The following is a 21,492-nucleotide window of genomic DNA, read 5'->3' on the forward strand; positions in this document are numbered from 1 at the left end:
TGCCGGGCAATATATGGACGTTTACGTTCACGTCAATATTCTTGTCGACGCCGCCCCCAGGGAAGACGTTGTGCGTTCCGCCCGGCTGCGTCGGCGGTGATGGCCGGACCGGTGCCGGCATCGCTTCTGACGGCGCGGGGCGTGACGATCTCCCTGTCGAAGAGCGGCACACCTGGTCGGCGCAACACCAGAATCAGAAGAGCGCCGGCAAGGATGCCGCCGACATGCGCGCCCCAGGAAACGTCGCCGTCGGGTGCGATTGCCAGCATGAAGAACTGCTGGCCGATCCACAAAAGCAGCGGCACGAAGGCCGGTAGCGGCAGCGGCAGGCGGAAGAACACCAGAACCCAGACCCTGACGCGCGGATGCAGCAAGACATAGGCGGCAACCACACCGGAAATCGCCCCCGAAGCGCCGACCAGCGGCGCTTGCGACGTCATGGCCAGCAGGCCGTGGCAGAGCGCGCCGGCGGCTGCGCAGGCGAGGTAGAAAATCAGGAAGCGCAGATGTCCCATGGCGTCCTCGACATTGTCGCCGAAGACCCAGAGGAAGATCATGTTGCCGGCGAGATGCCAGAAGCCGGAATGGACGAAGGCATAGGTGAGGTAGGTCAGCGGCTCCGGCACGATTTCCAGCCCTTGCGCCAGCACCGCGTCGCCAAAGGCGATCGCCGGGATATAGCCGAGCCCGACCGTCGTTGCCTGGGCTGCATGCTCGCCTTCCAGGCTGGTCAACAGCCAGATTGCGACGTTCAGGGCGATCAGCAAGAGCGTCACCCACTGGACCTTGATGTGTTTCAGCGTATTGGCGTCGTGAAGTGGTATGAACATAAAGGCCCCCCGGCGATCGTCGTCACGGCGAACCTATCTGTTTTTTCCGGGAACCCAAAGCACATCCGCTTGGCCCCGGTTATTTGCATGTCGCGCGGCGACGAAGAGGAAATCGGAGAGCCGGTTGACGTATTTCCTTGCCGGCTCGCTGACGATTTCGCCGTCGATGCGGGCAAGCGCCACCATCAGACGTTCAGCGCGCCGGGCAATCGTGCGAGCCAGATGCAGATGTGCGGCAGCGGGGCTGCCGCCCGGCAGGATGAAGGATTTCAGCGGCTCGAGATCGGCGTTCAACTGATCGATGTCGTGCTCGACGCGGTCCACCTGGGTCTCGACGATCCGCAGCGGCTCGTAGGCCGGCGTCTCACCGGTATCAGGCGTGGCGAGATCGGCGCCGAGGTCAAAGAGGTCGTTCTGGATCGACATCAGCATGGCGTCGAGCTCGGGCAAGCCTGATGTGTGCAGCCGCGCCAGGCCGATCGCAGAATTGGCCTCGTCGATCGTGCCATAGGCTTCGACGCGCAGGTCGTCCTTTGTCCTGCGCGGGCCGGAAACCAGACCGGTCGTGCCGTCGTCGCCGGTTTTGGTGTAGATTTTGTTGAGTTTCACCATGTCGCACCGTCCATAGGCGGGAGGGCTTTCGCAAGGCAGGAGATCGGCGAGGCCGGCCCCTCATCCGGCTGCCGCCACCTTCTCCCCGTGTTTACGGGGAGAAGGGAAGATGCCGCACCCTCTCCGCTCCTCGACGACATCTCGGAGGGCACGTCCCCTCTCCCCGTCAGAACGGGGAGAGGGTTAGGTGAGGGGCAGCCATTGGTACGAACCGGGCAACCGCGGGCTTGACCCGAGCATCCACACGGCGCCCACCAGCAGCCAAGGCATGGATCCTCGGCTCAAGGCCTGGGATGACGGAGAGTGGGGTTGGCTTTTTCGCCAAACTTGACGCTGCCTGGAGAGACACCTCATCCGGCATCACCTCGCCTCTGTCATTGCCATTCGTGCCCATCTTCGGAATCCCCACTCCACGATCTTCTCAAGTCGGCCGGCCGCCCCCGGTGATCCAGAGTGTGATCATGATCAGGATGACGGCGATTGCCTGTAATAGGACGCGAAGCTGCATCAGCTTGTTGGAACGGTTGGCGTCGCCGCCCTTCATCATGTTGAAGAGGCCGCGGATCAGGACCAGGGCAACGCAGCCCATGACGATGATCGCGAGGATATAGGTGACCGTGGACATGGCATTCAGCTTTCTCAGTCCGTCCAGCGCATCAGGCGGTAGAAGAGGTCTGCCGGAAGCAACCGCTTCAGGACCATGCCCTGTTTAGCCGGTGTCGTTACAGGATAATGTGGCCTTGGATTTTGCGAGTTCAATGCGTGCTTCAATACCGAATAGACCGCTTCCGGGCCAAGCTTGTGGCGGTTGACCGGCCCCGATCCGTCGAGCCTTGCCAGTTGCCTGACATAGTCGGCCGCGTGCGGCGAATTCCGGACGTCGATATGCTCCTTGATCTTGGCGAGCGCATTGGCGGTGAAACGGGTGGCGATCGGTCCCGGCTCGATCAGGCTCACATGGATGCCGCTACCCTGCAACTCCATGCGCAGCGTGATGCTGAGGCCTTCGAGCGCGAATTTGGATGCGGTATAGGCGCCGCGATAGCGATAGGGCACGACACCGAGGATGGACGAGCATTGCACGATCCGGCCCTCTTTGCGTTTGCGCATCGCCGGGATTACCTGCCGCGTCAGTTCATGCCAGCCGAAGAAATTCGCCTCGAATTGGGCGCGTAGCGCTGATGTCGAAAGATCCTCGACGGCGCCCGGCTGGCCATAGGCGCCATTGTTGAAGAGCGCGTCGATGCGGCCACCGCTGCGTTCGAGAACAGCGCCGACCAGCTCGGAAATCGTTTCGGTCCTCGCATAGTCCATCAGCAAGGCTTCAATGCCGTCGGCTTCCAGCCCCGCCAAATCTTCCGGTTTGCGCACCGTTGCGAAGACGCGCCAGCCATCGGCTTTCAGCGCCCGCGCGCAGTGAGCGCCGATGCCGGACGAGCATCCGGTGACGACGATGGTGCGCTCTTCCGCCATGGAATGATTCCTGTACAAAATGGGACTCGTTTCCCATATTCGGCCAGAGGATACAATCTGGAAAGCCGGGGACGGAATGCCGAAGGCGCTGCGCACGATCTACGACGTGGTCTATGACGCGATCTGTCACATGGTCGAGGATGACGGCTTTGCCATGGCGAGCCACGTCGCGCTGTCGAGCCTGCTTGCGGTTTTCCCCTTCCTGATCTTCGGCACGGCATTGGCAAGCTTTCTCGGCGCCGATCAGTTCTCCTCTACCGCCATCCATCTGATCTTCGATACCTGGCCGGAGGCGATCGCCAAGCCGCTCGCCGACCAGGTGTTGCAGGTGCTGACCATTCAGCGCGGCGGGCTGCTGACGATCTCGGTGCTGGCGGCTGCCTACTTCGCCTCGAACGGTGTCGAGGCGCTGCGCATCTCGCTCAATCGTGCCTACCGGGTGCAGGAAACGCGACCATGGTATTTCACCCGCCTCGCCAGCCTCGGCTACGTGCTGATTGCGGTCATCATCTTTGCCGCGATCAGCATCCTGCTGGTGGCCGTGCCATTGGCTCTCGACTATGCCAGGAAGTGGCTTCCACTGTTTGCCGATACGCTCGACGTCGTCTTCAGCTGGCGCATCTACGGCACGCTTGTGGTTCTGACCGTCGGGCTGCTGGTCATGCATCTCTGGCTGCCGGCCGGCAAGCGGCGGGTCTTCGACGTCATTCCGGGCGTGCTGCTGACCCTGCTGCTTTGGCTCGCCGGGGCGCTGATCTTTGCCTACTATCTGGCGACCTTCGCCAATTATACCGCCACCTATGCCGGTCTCGCCTCCGTCATGATCGTGCTAATCTTCCTCTACATGGTCGGCGTCATCTTCATCATCGGAGCGGAGATCAATGCGGCGCTGATCAAATTTCGCGTCTTCCGGATGTTCTCCCACACGCTTTCGATCGTCGGCAGAGAGCGGGTCGAAAGGCGGTCAGAGCCCGACAAGGCGGCGAATATCGGCCCCTGACAGGCCACGGGCGCGCAATTCGTCAAGCCCGCTGTCGCCTTCGCTTTTCGAAAGTTTGCGGCCGCTCGCATCGAGAATGAGACGATGATGGTGATAGACGGGCTGGGGCAAGTCGAGCAGCACCTGCAGCAGCCGGTGGACTGATGTCGCCGGGAAGAGGTCGAAGCCGCGTACGACATGGCTGACGCCCTGCAACGCATCGTCGACGACCACCGACAGATGATAGCTCGACGGGGCATCCGAGCGCGACAGGATGACATCGCCCCAGACTTCGGGCTCGGCGGCGATCTCGCCCGATCTGCCGTCGCCGGTTTCCGTCCAGAACAGCAACTCGCCGATCAGCGCGAGCGCCTTGCGCATATCGAGCCGCCAGGCATGTTTCTTCCCCGAGGCCAGCATGTCCCGCCATTCCTCTTCCGGGCGCTCGCGATCGGTCGCGGGATAATGCGGCGTGCCGTCGGGATCGCGCGGCCAGGATTGACCGGCCGCCTCATAGGCGGCGACACGCGCCTTCACTTCGCCGCGGGTCAGGAAGGCTGGATAGACCAGGCCGCGCTCGATCAGCGCATGCAGCGCCGCCTGATATTCGGGGAAATGTTCCGACTGGCGCCGCACCGAACTTTCCCAGCTGATATCAAGCCAGTCGAGATCCCTGAGGATGCCGGCCTCGAACTCGGGCGTGCAGCGCGCCTGGTCGATGTCCTCGATGCGCAGCAGAAGGCGGCCATGCGCGGCCTCCGCCATGTCATGGTTCAAGAGGGCCGAGAGGGCATGGCCGAGATGCAGCTGTCCGTTCGGGCTCGGCGCAAAACGAAATACAGGTTTTTGACGCTCACTCGTGATCATGCTTTCTTCTGCCATGGATTTGAGTTTCGAACCACTGGGAGGCAATGTGCAGATCATCCGCAACGACGACGACCTCAGGCGGGGGCTGGAGGCGCTGCTCGGCCTCGATCCGCGCCTCGCGCCGATCGCTGGGGATATCGGACCCCTTCCGTTGCGGCTGCGCGAACCCGGTTTTGCCGGCCTTGCCCATATCATCGTCTCGCAGATGGTATCGCGCGCCAGCGCCGAGGCGATCTGGCGGCGCATGCTGCCGGCAGACGGCCTGCTGACCGCGGAAGGCTACGTGCTGCTTCACGCCGAGGCCTGGCGCGAATTCGGGCTGTCGCGCGCCAAGGCCGAAACCCTGTCGCGGATCGCCGAAGCCGTTGCCTCCGGCCGCCTCGATCTTTCCGGGCTCTGCCTGAAGCCGCCTAATGAAGCGCTTGGCGCATTGACGGCGCTGAAGGGCGTCGGTCCGTGGACGGCGGAGGTCTATCTGATGTTCTGCGGCGGCCATGCCGATGTGTTTCCGGCTGGCGACGTCGCGCTGCAGAATGCCGTCGGTGCGGCATTCGGTCTCGCGGCACGGCCTGAAGCAAAGGCGCTTGCCGCGCTTGCGCAAGCCTGGTCGCCATGGCGCTCGGTGGCGGCGCGGCTTTTCTGGGCTTATTACGCAGTGAAAACGCGCCGCGACATGGTGCCGACCGGCTGATCGGCGTTACTCTTCAAATTGCCTTTATCCTCTGAATTTATTGGACTTCACAATCCTGTAACAACCGGCCTAATATACAGGTGCAGATGCCGAATCGATCAGGAGAGTCCCTTGACGATTGCAGTCTCCCCCCAGGCCCTGCCAGCGCTCGTTCTGAACGCTGACTACCGGCCACTGAGTTATTACCCCTTGTCGCTGTGGTCCTGGCAGGACGCGATCAAGGCGGTATTTCTCGACCGTGTGAACATTATCGCAGAATATGAGCATTCGGTTTCTTCGCCGAGCTTTTCGATGCGGCTTCCGAGCGTCGTATGCCTGAAGACTTACGTTCAGCCGTCTCGCAATCCGGCTTTCACCCGGTTCAACGTCTTCCTGCGTGACCGGTTCGAATGCCAGTATTGCGGCGCCCATGACGACCTGACTTTCGACCACGTCATCCCGCGCGCCCATGGCGGCGAGACGACCTGGGAGAATGTCGTGGCGGCCTGTTCGCCTTGCAATCTGCGCAAGGGCAGCAAGCTTCCCAAGCAGGCAAGCATGTTCCCGTCGCAGAAGCCCTATCAGCCGACGGTGCGTGATCTGCACAATAATGGCCGGCTGTTCCCGCCGAACTATCTGCATGACAGCTGGCTCGACTATCTCTACTGGGATACCGAACTGCAGCCCTGATCGCGTCGCCTTAGGCGGCTTTGCGAACGCCTGCAAAGGCGAAGGCTGCGAGCAGAACTCCCGCAATCACGTTCCAGCCCGCAAAAGACAGGCCGAGCACCCGGAGCGCCGCATCGGTGCAGGACGGGCCCTTGATCGTGTTGAGCTCGGTGAGCAGATCGCCGGCATTGCTCGTCATGCTGCTTGCCGTCGTCGAGCAGGTGGCCGGACCGGGCCAGAAATGCCATTCGACGCCGGCGTGATAGACGCCCATGCCCGCTGTGACCAGCATCAGCATTCCGGCGGCGAGAATGAGTGCGCGGGTGATCCAGTTCGGCAGGCCGACGAGCTCGGAGATGGCGGCCAGGATCGCGATCGGGATGGCGTAATAATAAGGCTGGCGCTGCAGCAGGCAGAGCGCGCAGGGAATATAGCCGCCGATATATTGGAAACCGAGCGCCGTGCCGACCGCCGCCGCCATGCCGATGGCGAGCAATATGGAATAGACAAAGCCGGGGCGGGCGAGCGGTGAGGAAGTGGCAGTCATGGCGGAACTCCGCAAAGTAGGCTTAGTGAGCGAAAGAGCGGTAGCCGACGTATAGCACGATCACGGCACCCGCACCGATGCCGACGATCTGGCCGAGGCGCTTCTCGATGAAATCCCGGATCGGCTCGCCGAAACGGCGCAACAGCCAGGCGAGGAACAGGAAACGCGCGCCGCGCGCAACAATCGCCGAAACGATGAAAAGGCCCAGGTTGACATGGATGACGCCGGACAGGATGGTCACGATCTTGATCGGCGGCAGATGTGCAAGACCCGAGGTGACCAGCAGCAGCAGGATCCATTCGTAGGTGACGTAGGCCTTCATCTGTTCGAAGGCTTCGAGCTTGCCGTAGAATTCGAGAACCGGTCGCGCCACCGTCTCATAGGCATAAAAGCCGAGCGCCCAGCCGGCGATGCCCCCGAGCACGGAGGCGACGGTCGCAATCAGCGCGTAGCGATAGGAGCGCTCCGGCTTGGCAAGCGCCATCGGCAGGAAGAGCACATCGGCGGGGACGAGAAAGACGGAGCTTTCGACGAAGGCGATGACGGCGAGCCAGACTTCGGCCGATTTGCGCGCGGCAAGAGACATGGTCCAGTCGTAAAGTCTGCGGAGCATTCCGTTTCCTTCCTGTTGCGGTGCAAAAAGCTTTAGGGGCCGTGCGCGGCGCTGTAAATGCTCGCCCGTGTCCTTCATGCCACCGCCATCCAAAAATTTTCGTGATGCGGGGCCTCGACGCCTCTCCCAAGATTTCACGTGATTGCGAATCGGCCATTCTGCGGCAAGCTGTCAGAGCATGATGCCGAAAAGTGTGGGCGGTTTTCTCATGACATCATGCTCCAGCTGAATTGGGTCGACGTGCAGGGTGGCAAAAGAATGTTCAAAGTGATCGAAGGCGGCCTTGGGCGGGCTGTGGAAATGACTGTCCAGGCCGAAGAGAGCGGCAGGCCGAGCCCGGACGATGTGCGCCGGGAGGCGGCACGGCGGCTCAGCGAAAGCGGCTATCATCCGTCGCGTATCCGGGAGTTTGCGACAGGCAGGCCGATGCTGGCGGCTCTCAAGCACCTGTCGCTACAGATCGATTTCGCCGCAGAAGCCTTGTCGCGGCTCGACCCGATCCCCGAGGATTTCCGCTCCGATGGCTATTGGCCGGCGCGCTGAGACTTTCACCGCAGCCGGTCAGCAGCGGGGGATTTAATCCCGCTGCTGTTTGCGATTCAGGACAGATCCATCGACTTTTCCCATTGCTGACGCAGGACGTTCATCTCCGTGCGCTTCTGGGCCATCTCGCTGACGGCGGCGCGTAGATTGGGATGGTGTGACATGAACATGTTGAAGTCGCGCCGCTCGAGCACTTCGAACTGGCAGAAATCGACGGCAATGACATCGGCGGTGCGTCGTCCGCCGGTGAGAAGCGCCATTTCGCCGAAGAAGGCGCCAGGTTCCAGGCGGATTGCGCCGCTGGCGAGCCGCACCTCCACCGCTCCGGACGAGATGAAATACATGCTGTCGCCGCGGTCGCCGCGGCGAATGACGCGTTCGCCGGGTGGAGCGGACTTCGCCTTGAAGAGCAGCAGCAACTCCTCCTGGGCGTCCTCGCTGACCTGAGAGAACAGCGGGAAGGTTTCGATCAGCTGCTGCATCTTCAACTGATGCTGGCGCTCGCGCTCCTCGCCCAGCGCCCTGATCTTTTCCAGTTCCTTGCCGAGCGCCTTCTGCCTCTTTCTGCCGTAGTTTTCGAACAGCGAGGGCCATGTCGAATGGGCGTATTTCTTCAATCCGTCGGTCGCGAGAATAACGATCGGGTTGAGCGTGATCGACAGGATTGCGGCGGCCAGGATCAGATCCTGGCCCTCATGCGGCAGAAGCCCGAGCGACACGCCGAGGCCAGCGAGGATGAAGGAAAATTCGCCGATCTGGGCGAGGCCACCGGCCAATGTCAGCCCCAGGCTGATCGGATATCGCAGCAGGATGACGAGCGCGAAGGTGATGATGCCCTTGCCGAGGATGACGAGCGCCAGCGCGCCGATCACCGCCAGCGGCTGGCGCACCAGGATCGATGGGTCGAAGAGCATGCCGACGGAGACGAAGAACAGCACGGAGAAGGCGTTCTGCAGCGGTAGCGAATCGGCCGCCGCCCTGTGGCTGAGCTGGGATTCGCTCATGACGACGCCGGCAAAAAAGGCGCCGAGCGCGAAGGAAACCCCGAAGATCGCCGCCGAACCGAAGGCGATGCCGAGCGCAATCGCCAGCACCGTCAGGGTAAAGAGCTCACGCGAGCCGGTGCGGGCGATCATCGTCAGCAGCCAGGGCACGATGCGCGGGCCGAGGAAGATCGCCATGGCCGCGAAGGCCACCACCTTCAACAGCGTCAGGCCGATCGTCAGCGCCAGGGAAAGCTCGCCGAGGCCGTGGTTGGTGGTGGCGGCGGCGTTGCCGCCGAGAAGCTCGGCGAGCGCCGGCAGCAGCACCAGAGCCAGCACCATCACCAGATCCTCGACGATCAGCCAGCCGACGGCGACGCGTCCGCTTGGCGCATTGACGAGATTGCGCTCCTCCAGCGCCTTCAGCAGAACGACGGTGCTTGCCACCGACAGGCTGAGGCCGAGGACGATGCCGGCCCCGAGGCTCCAGCCCCAGAGTTTGCAAAGGCCGATGCCCAACAGGGTGGCGAGGATGATGCGTCCGATCGCGCCCGGCACGGCGATGCCCCGCACGGCGAGCAGGTCGGAGGCGGAAAAATGCAGGCCGACGCCGAACATCAGCAGGATGACGCCCATTTCGGCGAGCTGGCCGGCAAGGGCGGTATCGGCGACGAAGCCGGGCGTGAACGGCCCCATCAGGATTCCGGCCAAGAGGTAGCCGACGAGCGGCGGCAGCCGCAGCCGATCGGCACCATAGCCGAGAATCGCTGCGAAAACGAAACTGACGGCGACCGTCGCTATGAGTCCTACTTCCTGATGCACGTCTGCTCTCTCTTGTTTGGCGGCGGCCACTTTGGACGAAGCGCGAGCAAAATTAAACAGGTGATTTGGGTGGCCGGCGCTGCTTGTTCTCAGTCTGGCCGGTAAGGCGCAGATGATCGTCTGCCGTCGTCGGCGGTAGGACCGGGCGGTTGGCGATGTTGGAACCAGTTCCGTCTTGTCTCGTTGCCCTTTCATCAAGAAAGGAGAAACGACATGCGGAAGATCATCCTGAACTATACTGTGGCGGCCCTTGCCGCCTGCTCGTTTGCAGCGCCTGTTCTCGCCGACAGCGTCTATGTCAGGGAACGTTCCTACGATGATGGCTATCGTCATGAACGAGTACGGCCCGGCATCACCATCAGCGAGCGTGGCGTCACTTTCGGTGCGGTGCGCGAACGTGACCACCGCCGCTATCGCGACAATGGCTGCGAAACCAGAAGCGTTACCCGCCAGACCGACGAAGGCGAAGTGACCAAAACGGTCCGGCGTTGCGATTAATGAAAAATCCCCAACAAAGACGGAGCCCGGTTCAAAGAGCCGGGTTTTCGTCTTTCATGGCGCTGATACCTCAATGCAGTGGTGAAACTCGTCCGTCGGTGTTATGAGCACGCCTTTGGTAGAAGCGCGCTCCCAGCGCAAACACCGCCTGCACAGGATTTTCCACGATGATTGAACTTACGCCGTCCCAGATTGCCGCACTGAAACTCGCCAGGGATGGAGACCTTTACCCTCAGCCAGCCAATAAATGGACGCATCAGAACGCGACAGTGACTTATGCAAAGAACGACCGTTGGAAAGAACGGCCGCAGAAAATCAAATCGGTCACCGCCAAGACGCTGGGCGAGCTGAAGGAGCCGGGTTTCCTCGAGCGCCGGCATCTGGATGACGATGGCACGAAAGACGTCTACGGCATCACCATGGCCGGCAAGATGTGGCTGTTGAAGAACAAGTAGGTTGGGTGGTGCAGCTAATCGGAGCATTGTTCGGTCCGCCTACGTTCCTGACGGAACTACGGCGCGACAGCCTCCGCTTAGCTGCTCTCTTCGGCTCGCCGAGCCGAAGCTCGGCAGAGCGAAGGCTGGTGCCCCATGCCGGGGTCGAACCAGCACTTCTTTCGAAACTCGATTTTGAGTCGAGCGCGTCTACCAATTCCGCCAATGGGGCAACGGAGTGAACGGGCGGCTGTCTAACATGCGAGCGCCCGCAGACGCAAGACGGGCAATCGAAGTTATCAGACTGATCCGGTAGAGAGAGCCGGCCTCGTTTCGAGGCCGGACGCTGTCCGATATCAATGAGCGGCGGCGGGCGCCGGGGCGGTCAGGCCTGATTTCTTCAGGGTGATCGCCAGGATCGAGGCCAGCAGGCAGAAGGCGCCGGCAACGAAGAAGGCGGGCAGGTAGCTCGAAAGCTCGGTGCGCGAGAGGCCGGCGCCATAGGCGGCGGTGGCGGCGCCCAGCTGATGGCCGGCAAAGACCCAGCCGAAGACGAGGCCGGCCTTTTCACGGCCGAAGCGGTCGGCGGCGATCTTGACGGTCGGCGGCACGGTGGCGATCCAGTCGAGGCCGTAGAAGACGGCGAAGATGGAGAGGCCGTAAAAGCTGAAATCGCTGAAGGGCAGATAGAGCAGCGAAAGGCCGCGCAGGCCATAATACCAGAAGAGCAGCCAGCGATTGTCGAAGCGGTCGGACAACCAGCCGGAGCCGATGGTGCCGAAGAAATCGAAGATGCCCATCACCGCCAGCACGCTGGCGGCGGCCACCGGCACGATGCCGAAATCGCCGCAGAGGGTGACGAAATGGGTCTGGATCAGGCCGTTGGTGCTGAGGCCGCAGATGAAGAAGGTGGCAAAGAGGATCCAGAAGGTCGACGTCTTCGCGATTTCCCTGAGGGTGGTGATCGGCGTCATCAGCGCGGCGCCGAGCGTGATGCTGGCCGGCGGCGGCGTCACCTGGGTTTCGCCGAGGGAGGGCAGGTTCAGGTCAGCCGGGCGATCCCGCATGAAGGCGAGCACGAAGAGAGCTGCGACCATGATCATGGCGCAGACGAAAAACACCGTCGATCGCCAGCCGTAGCGTTCCGTCAGTTCGGCCATCAGCGGCAGAAAGACCAGCTGGCCGGTGGCGGAGCTGGCCGAAAGCATGCCGACGACGAGGCCCCGATGTTTGGTGAACCAGCGGGTGGAAATAGTCGCAGCCAGCACCATGGCCGTCAGGCCAGTGCCGAAGCCGACGACGATGCCCCAGAGCGCCAGCAGATGCCAGAGCTTGGTCATGAACAGCGAGCCGACGAAGCCGGCGCCGATCAGGGCGAGCGCGAAGACGATGACCTTGCGCACCCCGAAATAATTCATGAAGGCGGCAGCGAAGGGGCCCATGAAGCCGAACAGGATCAGGCGGATCGCCAGCGCCGAGGAAATCTGCGAGGTCTCCCAGCCGAACTCGTCCTGCAGCGGCTTGATGAGCACGCCGGGTGCGCCCATGGCGCCTGCCGTCACCAGCATGGTGAGGAAGGTTGCGGCAACGACGACCCAGCCGTAGTGGATGTTGCGCCGGGCAAGGGTAGAGGCAAGGGCTGCGGAGACCATGGGCGAAATTCCGTTGAATTCGGGTTCGGGAGATTAGGGGCCTGATTTACATGATGGTCATCATATTTGTTGCTTATTCATGATGGACGTCATATATTTTGTCAAGCGACTATTTCTGGAGATGAGAATGCGGGTCAGCCGCGAAAAATTTGCCGAAAACCGAGAGAAAATCCTGAGCGTTGCCGGCGTGCTCTTCCGTGAGAACGGCTTCGACGGGGTCGGTGTCGCCGACATCATGAAGGCGGCGGGGCTGACGCATGGCGGCTTCTACGGTCATTTCGGCTCGAAGGATGATCTGGCGCTCGAGGTCAGCCGCCAGCTGATTGACAGGGTCGAAACGCGTTGGAAAGAGCATATCGCCGAGTCGCCGGAACGGCCGCTGGAATCGCTTCTCGACCACTATATCCACTGGCGAACGGTCGACGATCCGGGCGGCAGCTGCGTCTTTGCAACCTTGATCCAGGAGGTGAGCCGCAGCCGCGGTGCCGTGCGCGCCGTCTTCAGCGATGGGCTGTCGGTGCTGGTCGACACGCTCGCCGATATCGTTCCCGGCGAGACCGAAGAGGAACGCCGCGCCAATGCCGCGACGACACTCTCATCGATGATGGGCGCCGTCATCCTTGCCCGCGCGGTCGAGGACCGGGCGCTTGCCGAGCACTTTCTGGTGACGATGCGCCGGCAGCTCGATCCCGGCAGCCGAATCTAGCCATACGATGCTGCCCCCCCTTCTCGAAGGGGATGGTCGACGATGTCCTTATTTGAAACCGGCGATGGCATGCGGGACGTAGGGCGCTTCCAGCGCGGCGATTTCTTCGGCGGTGAGCTTGACGGAGAGTGCGGCAACCGCGTCGCTGAGGTGGTTCGGCTTGGAAGCGCCGATGATCGGGGCGGTCACGGCACTCTTCTGCAGGATCCAGGCGGTTGCGACCTGGGCGCGCGAAATGCCGCGGGCCTTGGCGATCTCAGCCACGGCTTCGACGATCTTGCGGTCGGCGTCGATCGATTGCGTGTAAAGTGTCTTGCCGAATTCATCGGTCTCGCTGCGCGCCGTCGCTTCGTCCCAGTCGCGGGTCAGGCGGCCGCGGGCTAGCGGGCTCCAGGGGATGACGGCGATCTTCTGGTCCTCGCAGAGCGGCAGCATTTCACGCTCTTCCTCGCGGTAGAGCAGGTTCAGGTGGTCCTGCATGCTGACGAACTCGGTCCAGCCGTTCAACCTGGAGACGTAAAGCGCCTTGGCAAATTGCCACGCGTACATGGAGGAAGCGCCGATGTAACGCGCCTTGCCCGCTTTGACGACGTCGTGCAGCGCTTCCAGCGTTTCCTCGATCGGGGTCGTGTAATCGAAGCGGTGGATCTGGTAGAGGTCGACATAGTCGGTGCCGAGGCGGCGCAGGCTATTGTCGATTTCATCGAAGATCGCCTTGCGCGACAGGCCGGCGCCGTTCGGGCCCGGCCGCATGCGGTTGAACACCTTGGTCGCCAGCACGATGTCCTCACGCTTGGCGAAGTCCTTTATGGCGCGGCCGACGATCTCTTCGGAGGAGCCGTTGGAATAGGTGTTGGCGGTGTCGAGGAAATTGATGCCGAGCTCGATCGCCTGACGGATCATCGTCCGGCTTTCTTCTTCCCGCAGGCTCCAGGCATGATTACCGCGGCCGGGATCGCCGAAGGTCATGCAGCCCAGGCAAATTTTCGAGACTTCCAGGCCGGTCTTCCCAAATTTTGCATATTCCATGAAACAACTCCGTGATGAATTTGCTGACCCAATTCGCTGTCCCCGGCGGCTTTCCATGATCTAGCGCGGAAACCGGGAAAGTCGCAGGGCGCCCGCCGAAAAATCCGATTTGCGATGCGCACAACAATGCGTGATGAGCTTTGAAGCCCGGCCGGTCATCACCGTCTGGACCCGTTGCTTGCGCATTTGCAGCACAAGGTGTTAGCTGGTGCAGCATTCACTGGATTTCACTTATGATACTGCCGTCCCATGATCGCTACGACGATCTCTATCGCGATTTCTCGTGGCGGATTCCCGAGGATTTCAATATCGGCCGCGCCGTCAGCGACGACTGGGCGGCGAGGGCGCCGGAGCGCGTCTGCCTCGAACATTTCAGCCCGGACGGGTATCACCGCACCCTGACCTATCGCGCGCTCGCCGACCAATCCTCGGCCTTTGCCAATGCGCTGGTTTCACTGGGGATCGAACGCGGCGATCGCGTCGCGTTGTTGCTGCCGCAATCCTTCGAGACGGTGATCGCGCATGTGGCGATCTACAAGACCGGCGCGATCGCGCTGCCGCTGGCGTTACTCTTCGGTGTCGAGGCGTTGGAATACCGGCTGAAGGCGGCGGGCGTGGCCGCTGTCGTCACCAATGGCTTCGGTCTCGAGCGCATCCGGCAGATCCGCAAGGGTCTGCCGATGCTGAAGCATGTCGTCAGCATCGATGGGGCGAGTGCCGATGCGGCTGCTTTCGGCGAACTGGTGGACGGCCATTCCTCCGTCTTCGACGTCGTCAAGACCGGTCCGGACGATCCGGCGCTGATGATCTTTACTTCGGGCACGACGGGGCCGCCCAAGGGTGCGCTGCATGGCCACCGCGTCCTGCCAGGCCATATTCCCGGCATGCAATTTGCCCATCAAGGTTTTCCGAAAGCGGGCGACAAGGTCTGGACGCCGTCCGACTGGGCCTGGGCCGGCGGGCTGCTCAACGCGCTGCTGCCGAGCCTTCTCCTCGGCGTTCCCGTCGTCTCCTCGCCGGCGCAGAAATTCGACGCCGACATGGCCTATCGGATCATGGCCGAGATGGGGGTGCGCAACGCCTTCATTCCGCCGACCGCATTGCGGCTGATGCGATCCGTTGCCGATCCGCGGTCGAAATACGATCTGGTTCTGCGCACCATCGGCTCGGCCGGAGAGGCGCTTGGCCGCGAGACCTATGAATGGGCGCAGCGCACCCTTGGCCTCACAGTCAATGAATTCTACGGCCAGACGGAGTGCAATTTCGTGCTGTCGTCGAGCGCTGCCTATGGCGTGACCAAGGCGGGCGCCATCGGGCGGGCGGTGCCGGGGCATCGCGTGGCGATCGTCGATGATGCGGGTGACGAGCTGCCGGCCGGCGAGCCGGGCCAGATCGCCATCGCCAGTCCCGATCCCGTCATGTTCCTCGGCTATTGGGACGATGCGGCGGCGACGACGCGAAAATTCGCCAAAGGCTGGCTGCTCACCGGCGATATTGGCCGACAGGACGAAGACGGTTATGTCACCTTCGAAGGCCGCGACGATGACGTCATCACCTCATCCGGATATCGTATCGGCCCGGCCGAAATCGAGGATTGCCTGATCGGCCATCCCGCCGTGCAGCTTGCCGCTGCCGTCGGCAAACCGGATGCCGTGCGCACCGAAATCGTCAAAGCCTATATCGTGTTGTCGCCCGGCCATCACCCAAGCGAGGCGCTGGCGGCTGACATCAGGGAATGGGTGAAGACGCGGCTTTCGATGCACGAATATCCGCGCGAGGTAGAATTCATCGATGCCCTGCCGCTGACCACCACCGGCAAGGTGATCCGCCGGCTGCTGCGGGAGAAAGCGGCGGCCGAAGCTTAGCTGTTCAGCTCCGGCCGGCCAGCGACATGATCTTTTCGCGCAGCATCTTCGCCATGTTTCGGGTGCTGCGGTACATGTGGAGCTGGGCTGTGACCTGACGCATGTCGCGGTCGCTGTTCTGCGTTAGGCCGATCACCAGCGTTCCCATCTCCTCGCGCTCCTGCCAGAAGCGGCTCATGATCGGGTGGTCGGAGACGGCGCAGGAATCGGAGCGGACGATGTTGGCGTCGTCGAGATGCCATTCGGTGAGTTCGCTCATCAAGAGCTTACCCGGCGAATAGCGGGCATAATTCTCGTCATAGGCAGTCTTCCAGGTATAGGCCTCGCCACCCATCATCAGTACGACGATGGCGGCGATCGCCTTGCCGTTGAGGTCGATCGTGTGAATACGCACGGCATCGACGGCGGCAAGGTTCGAAACCGCCTCGCGGGCGAAGGCCGTATGATAGCGATCGGTGACGAGGGCGCTTCGCCGCTTGCCCTTCCAGCCACCGGCTTCCATCGCCAGGAATTCCTCGAAGCGGATGTGGATTTCGCGGGGCTGGCGGGCGACGGCATAAACCGCCGTTCCCTGTTCCTCCAGCAGACGCCACTGGCGACGCATCTCGCGCATGTGCGAGGAAGAGATGGTGCGGCCGAGATAGGCCGGCGCCTCTTCGTCGCTCTGCAGCATCGGGCGCAAATAGGGATTGGTGACGGTGACGGGAAGATTGCGGCTGAGCGCCACGGCCTTGATCATGCGCACGAAGATACCGTTCAGCCTGAGATCCGGCAGGACCACGATTCCGGGCAGATTGAGGTCGCGAGCCGTCAGTCCCTCAAAGAGGTTGTCGAGGGTCTCGGCGGCATCCTCGCTGTCAACGAGCGGCGTACCGAGCGGGCCGAAGCTGTTCGACCAGCCGCGGATGATCGACGGGCCGACGGCAAAACCCGGTTTGTCGACCGAAAACGGCATCAGAAAGCGCATGCGGCTCCGGCCGGCATTATGGTCGCGGATCAGGGCGAAGTTCACCTGTCGGTCTTCGAGCCGCGGCATTGCGGGGGCGAGGAAGCGGCCGGAGAAGAAGACGTTCGGCTCCATCGCCCGGTTGGAGAGAAAGTCGAGTTCTTCTTGAAGGTCATAGCCGAGCTTGCCGGGATAGAGGCAGAGTTCGCGCCCCGGCCGGCCGATCTCGGCGCGCGCCTCGGCCCGCGGCGCTTCGAAATGCAGCGCGGCGAGATCATGCACCATGCGGTTGGCAATGCTGTCGGTGCTTTCGGTCACGGGGGGAATACGCACCATCTATCGAACTCTCATTTCTGGCGTTTCGGCGGGGGGCTGGCAAAGGCGAAAAGGACGATGCCGAGCGTGCGGCGCACGGCAAGATGCAGCAGGATTGCCTCGACCGCCATGGCCGATGCCGTGGCGATCGCGGTTCCTTCGATGCCGTAATGCGGTATTAAAGCAAGGTTGAGACCGATATTGGCGGTCAGCGCGCCGGCATAGAGCGCGACGCAGAGGTTCTGCTTGCCGGCCATCATCAGCAACGTTTCGGCTGGGCCGACCAGTGACTTGGCGAGGATGCCGGCAAGCAGGATCGCCATGACCAGATAACCTGATGTGAAGGCGCCACCGAAGAGCGAGAGCAGAAGATGGCCGGCGGCAAGCACCAGAAGACCGACTCCGAGTGCCGGCCAGAAGGTCCAGCGGGCGGCGTCGATGGCGGCGCTCGCCAGCTGTGCATGGTCGCCTTCGGCGATGATCGAGGAAAAGCGCGGGCCGGAGGCTGCCTTGACCGAGAAATTGATGAAATGCACCAGCGCCATGGTTTTGGCGGCGGCGAAATAGATGGCGACGTCGTGCGGCTCGAGGAAGATGCCGACGACGACGACATCGGAATTGGTCAGCAGGAAGCTCACACCCTCGATCAAAAAAATCGGAAAGGCGACGCTGAACCAGGCGAGGAAATCGACCTTGCGCGGCCCCTCGTCATAATGCCGGCGAAGGCGATAGAGCGTTGCGGCATACTGGCCGAGCGCGGTGACGAAGGTCGCGGCGAGTGCTGCCTGCATGGCGGTGACGGCCGTATGTTCGGCGCCGATGGCAATGGCGATCAGCATGAAGAGGATGATCAGGATCGGCCGGACGATATAGACCGGGCCAAGCGCCATGACCGGCCAGTGGTTCGCCCGCGACGTACCCTCCAGAATGTCGCCAAGCGCGATCATCGGCATCGCGAGCAGGCCGAGGAAGATCGGGACGAGATAATAGACCTGGATCATATGGCCGAAGAAATGCAGCCCGAGCATGCCGGCGGCGAGTACCGCTGTGCCGGAAAGCAGCGCGAAGATGCGCGCGGTGCCGGTGAGGCCGCGGATTTCCTCGAAGGCGCCCGCTGCCTTGTATTGCGGCAGGAAGCGGATGATTGCCGTGTGGAAACCAAGGCATGAGAGATCGCCGAAGACGACGACCAGCACCCAGACGAAAACGAAGATGCCGTATTCATATTCGCCCATCAGCCGGGCAAGCAAGATCTGCGAGATGAAGGCAAGGGCTGCACTGAGAATGCGGATCGAAAAGGCGGTCAGCGCCATGCGCTGGGCGGTCGCCTTCTCCCCACGTTCGGTGAGCACGGCCACAAGCATGCGCCGCGTGCGGCCGCCGATCGGGCGCAGGCCCGCGGGCAGCATTTTTTCCGCTGTTTCTATGACCGCCATGATGAACACGCAAAACTCTGAAAGTCAGGCAAATCGTGCTCGAAGTCTTGACAGAACAGGGTTAAGAAACGGTTCCGGATCGGACCGGTCGGTCGGCGCTGAAATTGCGGTTTTCCAGCATTGCCGCGGAAAGAAAATGCCGCCCGAAGGCGGCATTTAAACGATCTTTGCGGTTTGCCTCAGACCTGCTCGAAGGCGCCGTGGCAATGCTTGTATTTCTTGCCGGAACCGCAGGGGCAGGTCTCGTTGCGGCCGACCTTGCCCCAGGTGGCCGGGTCATCGGGGTTCCGGTTCTCAGGGGAAACAATGACTTCCGATGCCTGGTAGATCGCCGGGGCGAAATCGTCCTCGCCGGTCATCGGATCGAGGTGATGGGCCTGCATCAGCGGCGGTTCGGGTTCAGCAGGGGCCTGCTGCACCAGCTCAACGCGCATCAGCTGGGCGGTCACGGCCTCGCGCAGATTGTTGAGCAGTGCGGTGAACAGCTCGAAAGCTTCCGACTTGTATTCCTGCAGCGGATCGCGCTGGGCATAGCCGCGGAAGCCGATGACGGAGCGCAGATGATCGAGATTGACGATGTGCTCGCGCCAGAGATGATCGAGCGTCTGCATGACGATCGAGCGTTCGACATAATGCATGATGTCGTCACCGAAACGCTCGGCCTTTTCGGTAAAGGCGGCATTGGTGGCTTGCGTCAGGCGCTCGCGGATATCGTCCTCGCCGATGCCTTCTTCCTTCACCCAGTCCTCGATCGGCAGGTCGAGATTGAGGATGTTCAGAGCACCGGTTTTCAGGCCGACGGCATCCCATTGTTCGGCGTAGGCGCGCTCGGGGATATACTTTTCAACCATGTCTTCGATCACCTCACGGCGCATGTCGGAGACGGTCTCGGAAATATTGGTCGATTCCATCAGTTCGAGGCGCTGCTCGAAGATCACCTTGCGCTGATCGTTGAGAACGTCGTCATACTTCAGGAGGTTCTTGCGGATATCGAAGTTGCGGGCTTCGACCTTCTTCTGAGCGCGCTCCAGGGCCTTGTTGATCCAGGGATGGACGATCGCCTCGCCCTCCTTGAGGCCGAGCTTGGTCAGCATGCTGTCCATGCGGTCGGAGCCAAAGATGCGCATCAGGTCGTCCTGAAGCGAGAGGTAGAATTTCGAGCGGCCGGGGTCGCCCTGACGGCCGGAGCGGCCGCGCAGCTGGTTGTCGATGCGGCGGCTTTCATGGCGTTCGGTGGCGATGACGTAGAGACCGCCGGCGGCGAGCGCCTTCTGCTTGAGTTCCTTGATCTCCTCGACGATCGCCTGGATCCGGGCCTCTCGCTCCGGACCGGCTTCGACTTCGCCGAGTTCGCGCTCGATGCGCATGTCCAGGTTGCCGCCCAGCTGGATGTCGGTACCGCGGCCGGCCATATTGGTGGCGATGGTGATGGCACCGGGCACGCCGGCCTGGGCAACGATATAGGCTTCCTGCTCGTGGTAGCGGGCGTTCAGCACCTGGAAGTCGTCGAAGCCCTGCTTGCGCAGGCGCTCGGCGAGCAGTTCCGATTTCTCGATCGAGGTGGTGCCGACCAGCACCGGCTGGCCGCGCTTATGGGCGTCGAGGATCTCCTCGATGATCGCCTTGAACTTCTCGTCGAAGGTCCGGTAAACCTCGTCATCCTCGTCGAGGCGCTTGATCGGCAGGTTGGTCGGAACCTCGATGACATCGAGATTGTAGATGTTGGCGAATTCTTCCGCTTCCGTCTGCGCCGTACCGGTCATGCCGGCGAGCTTGGAGTACATGCGGAAGTAGTTCTGGAAGGTGATCGAGGCCAGCGTCTGGTTTTCCGGCTGGATCCGCACCTTTTCCTTAGCCTCGAGCGCCTGGTGCTGACCTTCCGAATAGCGGCGGCCAGGCATCATGCGGCCGGTGAACTCGTCGATGATGACGACCTCGTCGTTGCGGACGATATAGTCCTTGTCGCGCTGGAAGAGCTTGTGAGCCTTCAGCGCGTTGTTGACGTGGTGGACGATCGCGACGTTCTCGATGTCGTAGAGCCCATTGCCTTTCAAGAGACCGGCCTGGCGGAGCAGGTTTTCCAGCTTCTCGGTGCCCTCTTCGGAGAAATTGGCCGAGCGCTGCTTCTCGTCGATTTCGTAATCGCTGGGTACGAGCAGCGGAATGTAGGCGTCGATCGTGTTATAAAGTTCGGAGCGGTCGTCGAGCGGGCCGGAGATGATCAGCGGCGTGCGCGCCTCGTCGACGAGGATCGAGTCCACTTCGTCGACGATCGCGAAGTTGTGGCCGCGCTGAACCATCTGGTTCTTCTCGTACTTCATGTTATCGCGCAGATAATCGAAGCCGAGTTCGTTGTTGGTGGCATAGGTGATGTCGCAGGCATAGGCCGCGTGGCGTTCCTCGTCGGAGAGGCCATGGACGATGACGCCGGTGGTCATGCCGAGGAAGCCGTAGATGCGGCCCATGGTCGCGGCATCGCGCTGGGCAAGGTAATCGTTGACGGTGACGACGTGCACGCCCTTGCCGGAAAGCGCGTTCAGATAGACCGGCAGGGTGGCGACGAGCGTCTTGCCTTCGCCGGTCTTCATCTCGGCGATCGCATTCGAATGCAGGATCATGCCGCCGACCAGCTGTACGTCAAAAGGCCGCAGGCCGAGAACGCGGCGCGAGGCTTCGCGCACGACCGCAAAGGCCGGTATCAGAATGTCGTCGAGCGTCTTGCCTTCGGCGAGCAAAGCACGAAACTCCACGGTCTTTGCCGCGAGCTGCTCGTCCGTCAGAGCCTTGGTCTTCTCTTCGATAGAGTTGATGGCAGCGACGTTCGGCTGGAAGGACCGCACGCGGCGGTCGTTGGAAGACCCAAATAACTTGCGGGCTATACCGCCAAAGCTGACCATATGACTGGTCCTTTCTCAAATATTCATCCCCGGCGTTTGTTGTTCGCGGCCCAGCCGAAAATCAGGCGCGCGCCTTAAAACGCCCGGAAACTGTTCTGGACGCGAG

The 21,492-nt window shown here is 62.0% G+C and carries 20 protein-coding genes, 1 tRNA gene and 1 pseudogene; 8 read left to right on the plus strand and 14 right to left on the minus strand.

The genetic code is table 11. From position 1 onward, the window contains the following. Positions 1 to 32: 32 nt before the first annotated feature. The 4 genes from FFM81_RS01955 to FFM81_RS01970 all read right to left on the minus strand — a co-directional run bounded on the left by FFM81_RS01955 (position 33) and on the right by FFM81_RS01970 (position 2,915). On the minus strand, positions 33 to 830 hold the full coding sequence (locus tag FFM81_RS01955; protein WP_003567037.1) for a rhomboid family intramembrane serine protease: 798 nt from the start codon (positions 828 to 830) through the stop codon (positions 33 to 35). A 33-nt stretch (positions 831 to 863) separates the two neighbouring features. Then, entirely contained in the window at positions 864 to 1,442 is a 579-nt protein-coding gene (locus tag FFM81_RS01960; protein ID WP_025417173.1) for a cob(I)yrinic acid a,c-diamide adenosyltransferase, read from the minus strand. A gap of 421 nt (positions 1,443 to 1,863) precedes the next feature. After that, positions 1,864 to 2,067 (minus strand): twin transmembrane helix small protein, encoded by a 204-nt coding sequence (locus FFM81_RS01965; RefSeq protein WP_003567034.1) that lies wholly within the window; start codon positions 2,065 to 2,067, stop codon positions 1,864 to 1,866. A 14-nt stretch (positions 2,068 to 2,081) separates the two neighbouring features. Further along, positions 2,082 to 2,915, minus strand: a complete 834-nt coding sequence (locus FFM81_RS01970; RefSeq protein WP_003567033.1) for an SDR family oxidoreductase — start codon at positions 2,913 to 2,915, stop codon at positions 2,082 to 2,084. Positions 2,916 to 2,991: 76 nt separating this feature from the next. Between FFM81_RS01970 and FFM81_RS01975 the strand changes: the two genes are divergently transcribed. Further along, positions 2,992 to 3,915 carry a YihY/virulence factor BrkB family protein gene (locus FFM81_RS01975; protein ID WP_003567032.1) on the plus strand — a complete coding sequence of 308 codons (924 nt, stop codon included), beginning with the start codon at positions 2,992 to 2,994 and terminating at the stop codon, positions 3,913 to 3,915. Here the strand turns inward: FFM81_RS01975 and gluQRS are convergent. Next, complete coding sequence (gene gluQRS, locus FFM81_RS01980) at positions 3,880 to 4,761, minus strand: tRNA glutamyl-Q(34) synthetase GluQRS (RefSeq protein ID WP_025417171.1); 882 nt, start codon at positions 4,759 to 4,761, stop codon at positions 3,880 to 3,882. The genes FFM81_RS01975 and gluQRS overlap by 36 nt on opposite strands. Between gluQRS and FFM81_RS01985 the strand changes: the two genes are divergently transcribed. Beyond that, positions 4,760 to 5,452: a DNA-3-methyladenine glycosylase family protein gene (locus tag FFM81_RS01985; RefSeq protein ID WP_097537241.1), complete on the plus strand. Its 693-nt coding sequence runs from the start codon at positions 4,760 to 4,762 to the stop codon at positions 5,450 to 5,452. The genes gluQRS and FFM81_RS01985 overlap by 2 nt on opposite strands. Positions 5,453 to 5,563: 111 nt before the next feature. Further along, entirely contained in the window at positions 5,564 to 6,121 is a 558-nt protein-coding gene (locus FFM81_RS01990; RefSeq protein ID WP_138386471.1) for an HNH endonuclease, read from the plus strand. Between the two features lie 10 nt (positions 6,122 to 6,131). On the opposite strand, the gene FFM81_RS01995 is transcribed toward FFM81_RS01990, so the two are convergent. Continuing rightward, positions 6,132 to 6,647, minus strand: coding sequence for a disulfide bond formation protein B (locus FFM81_RS01995; protein ID WP_097537243.1), 516 nt, complete (start codon positions 6,645 to 6,647; stop codon positions 6,132 to 6,134). A 22-nt stretch (positions 6,648 to 6,669) separates the two neighbouring features. Further along, entirely contained in the window at positions 6,670 to 7,260 is a 591-nt protein-coding gene (locus tag FFM81_RS02000; protein ID WP_003567027.1) for a YqaA family protein, read from the minus strand. A 258-nt stretch (positions 7,261 to 7,518) separates the two neighbouring features. Here FFM81_RS02000 and FFM81_RS02005 point away from each other — a divergent pair, with 258 nt between their 5' ends. Next, positions 7,519 to 7,803, plus strand: coding sequence for a hypothetical protein (locus tag FFM81_RS02005; RefSeq protein ID WP_173883749.1), 285 nt, complete (start codon positions 7,519 to 7,521; stop codon positions 7,801 to 7,803). Between the two features lie 56 nt (positions 7,804 to 7,859). Here the strand turns inward: FFM81_RS02005 and FFM81_RS02010 are convergent, their stop codons facing one another. Then, entirely contained in the window at positions 7,860 to 9,608 is a 1,749-nt protein-coding gene (locus FFM81_RS02010; RefSeq protein WP_097537245.1) for a cation:proton antiporter domain-containing protein, read from the minus strand. Positions 9,609 to 9,821: 213 nt separating this feature from the next. Here FFM81_RS02010 and FFM81_RS02015 point away from each other — a divergent pair, with 213 nt between their 5' ends. After that, positions 9,822 to 10,106, plus strand: coding sequence for a hypothetical protein (locus FFM81_RS02015; protein ID WP_003567024.1), 285 nt, complete (start codon positions 9,822 to 9,824; stop codon positions 10,104 to 10,106). A 167-nt stretch (positions 10,107 to 10,273) separates the two neighbouring features. Next, positions 10,274 to 10,561, plus strand: coding sequence for a hypothetical protein (locus FFM81_RS02020; protein ID WP_003567023.1), 288 nt, complete (start codon positions 10,274 to 10,276; stop codon positions 10,559 to 10,561). Positions 10,562 to 10,687: 126 nt separating this feature from the next. Here the strand turns inward: FFM81_RS02020 and FFM81_RS02025 are convergent. Further along, positions 10,688 to 10,772 (minus strand) — tRNA-Leu (locus FFM81_RS02025). Positions 10,773 to 10,896: 124 nt separating this feature from the next. Beyond that, positions 10,897 to 12,192, minus strand: a complete 1,296-nt coding sequence (locus FFM81_RS02030; RefSeq protein ID WP_003567022.1) for an MFS transporter — start codon at positions 12,190 to 12,192, stop codon at positions 10,897 to 10,899. Positions 12,193 to 12,319: 127 nt separating this feature from the next. Between FFM81_RS02030 and FFM81_RS02035 the strand changes: the two genes are divergently transcribed. After that, positions 12,320 to 12,898: a TetR/AcrR family transcriptional regulator gene (locus FFM81_RS02035; protein WP_003567021.1), complete on the plus strand. Its 579-nt coding sequence runs from the start codon at positions 12,320 to 12,322 to the stop codon at positions 12,896 to 12,898. 48 nt (positions 12,899 to 12,946) lie between these two features. Here FFM81_RS02035 and FFM81_RS02040 read toward each other — a convergent pair whose 3' ends face one another. Then, the gene (locus tag FFM81_RS02040) at positions 12,947 to 13,927 is read right to left on the minus strand and encodes an aldo/keto reductase (protein ID WP_025417165.1); all 981 of its coding nucleotides are present in this window, start codon (positions 13,925 to 13,927) and stop codon (positions 12,947 to 12,949) included. A 233-nt stretch (positions 13,928 to 14,160) separates the two neighbouring features. On the opposite strand from FFM81_RS02040, the gene FFM81_RS02045 reads away from it, so the two are divergent. Continuing rightward, positions 14,161 to 15,792, plus strand: coding sequence for an AMP-binding protein (locus FFM81_RS02045; protein ID WP_138386470.1), 1,632 nt, complete (start codon positions 14,161 to 14,163; stop codon positions 15,790 to 15,792). Positions 15,793 to 15,796: 4 nt separating this feature from the next. On the opposite strand, the gene FFM81_RS02050 is transcribed toward FFM81_RS02045, so the two are convergent. From FFM81_RS02050 to secA, 3 genes and pseudogenes are all read right to left on the minus strand, one after another. Further along, positions 15,797 to 17,074, minus strand: coding sequence for a GNAT family N-acetyltransferase (locus FFM81_RS02050; RefSeq protein WP_003567016.1), 1,278 nt, complete (start codon positions 17,072 to 17,074; stop codon positions 15,797 to 15,799). Beyond that, positions 17,075 to 18,498, minus strand: a pseudogene (locus FFM81_RS02055) (lipopolysaccharide biosynthesis protein). Between the two features lie 170 nt (positions 18,499 to 18,668). Next, on the minus strand, positions 18,669 to 21,386 hold the full coding sequence (gene secA, locus FFM81_RS02060; protein WP_003567012.1) for a preprotein translocase subunit SecA: 2,718 nt from the start codon (positions 21,384 to 21,386) through the stop codon (positions 18,669 to 18,671). Positions 21,387 to 21,492 lie beyond the last annotated feature (106 nt).

This window comes from Rhizobium hidalgonense (genome assembly GCF_005862185.2).
In the GTDB taxonomy this organism is placed as follows: Bacteria; Pseudomonadota; Alphaproteobacteria; order Rhizobiales; family Rhizobiaceae; genus Rhizobium; species Rhizobium hidalgonense.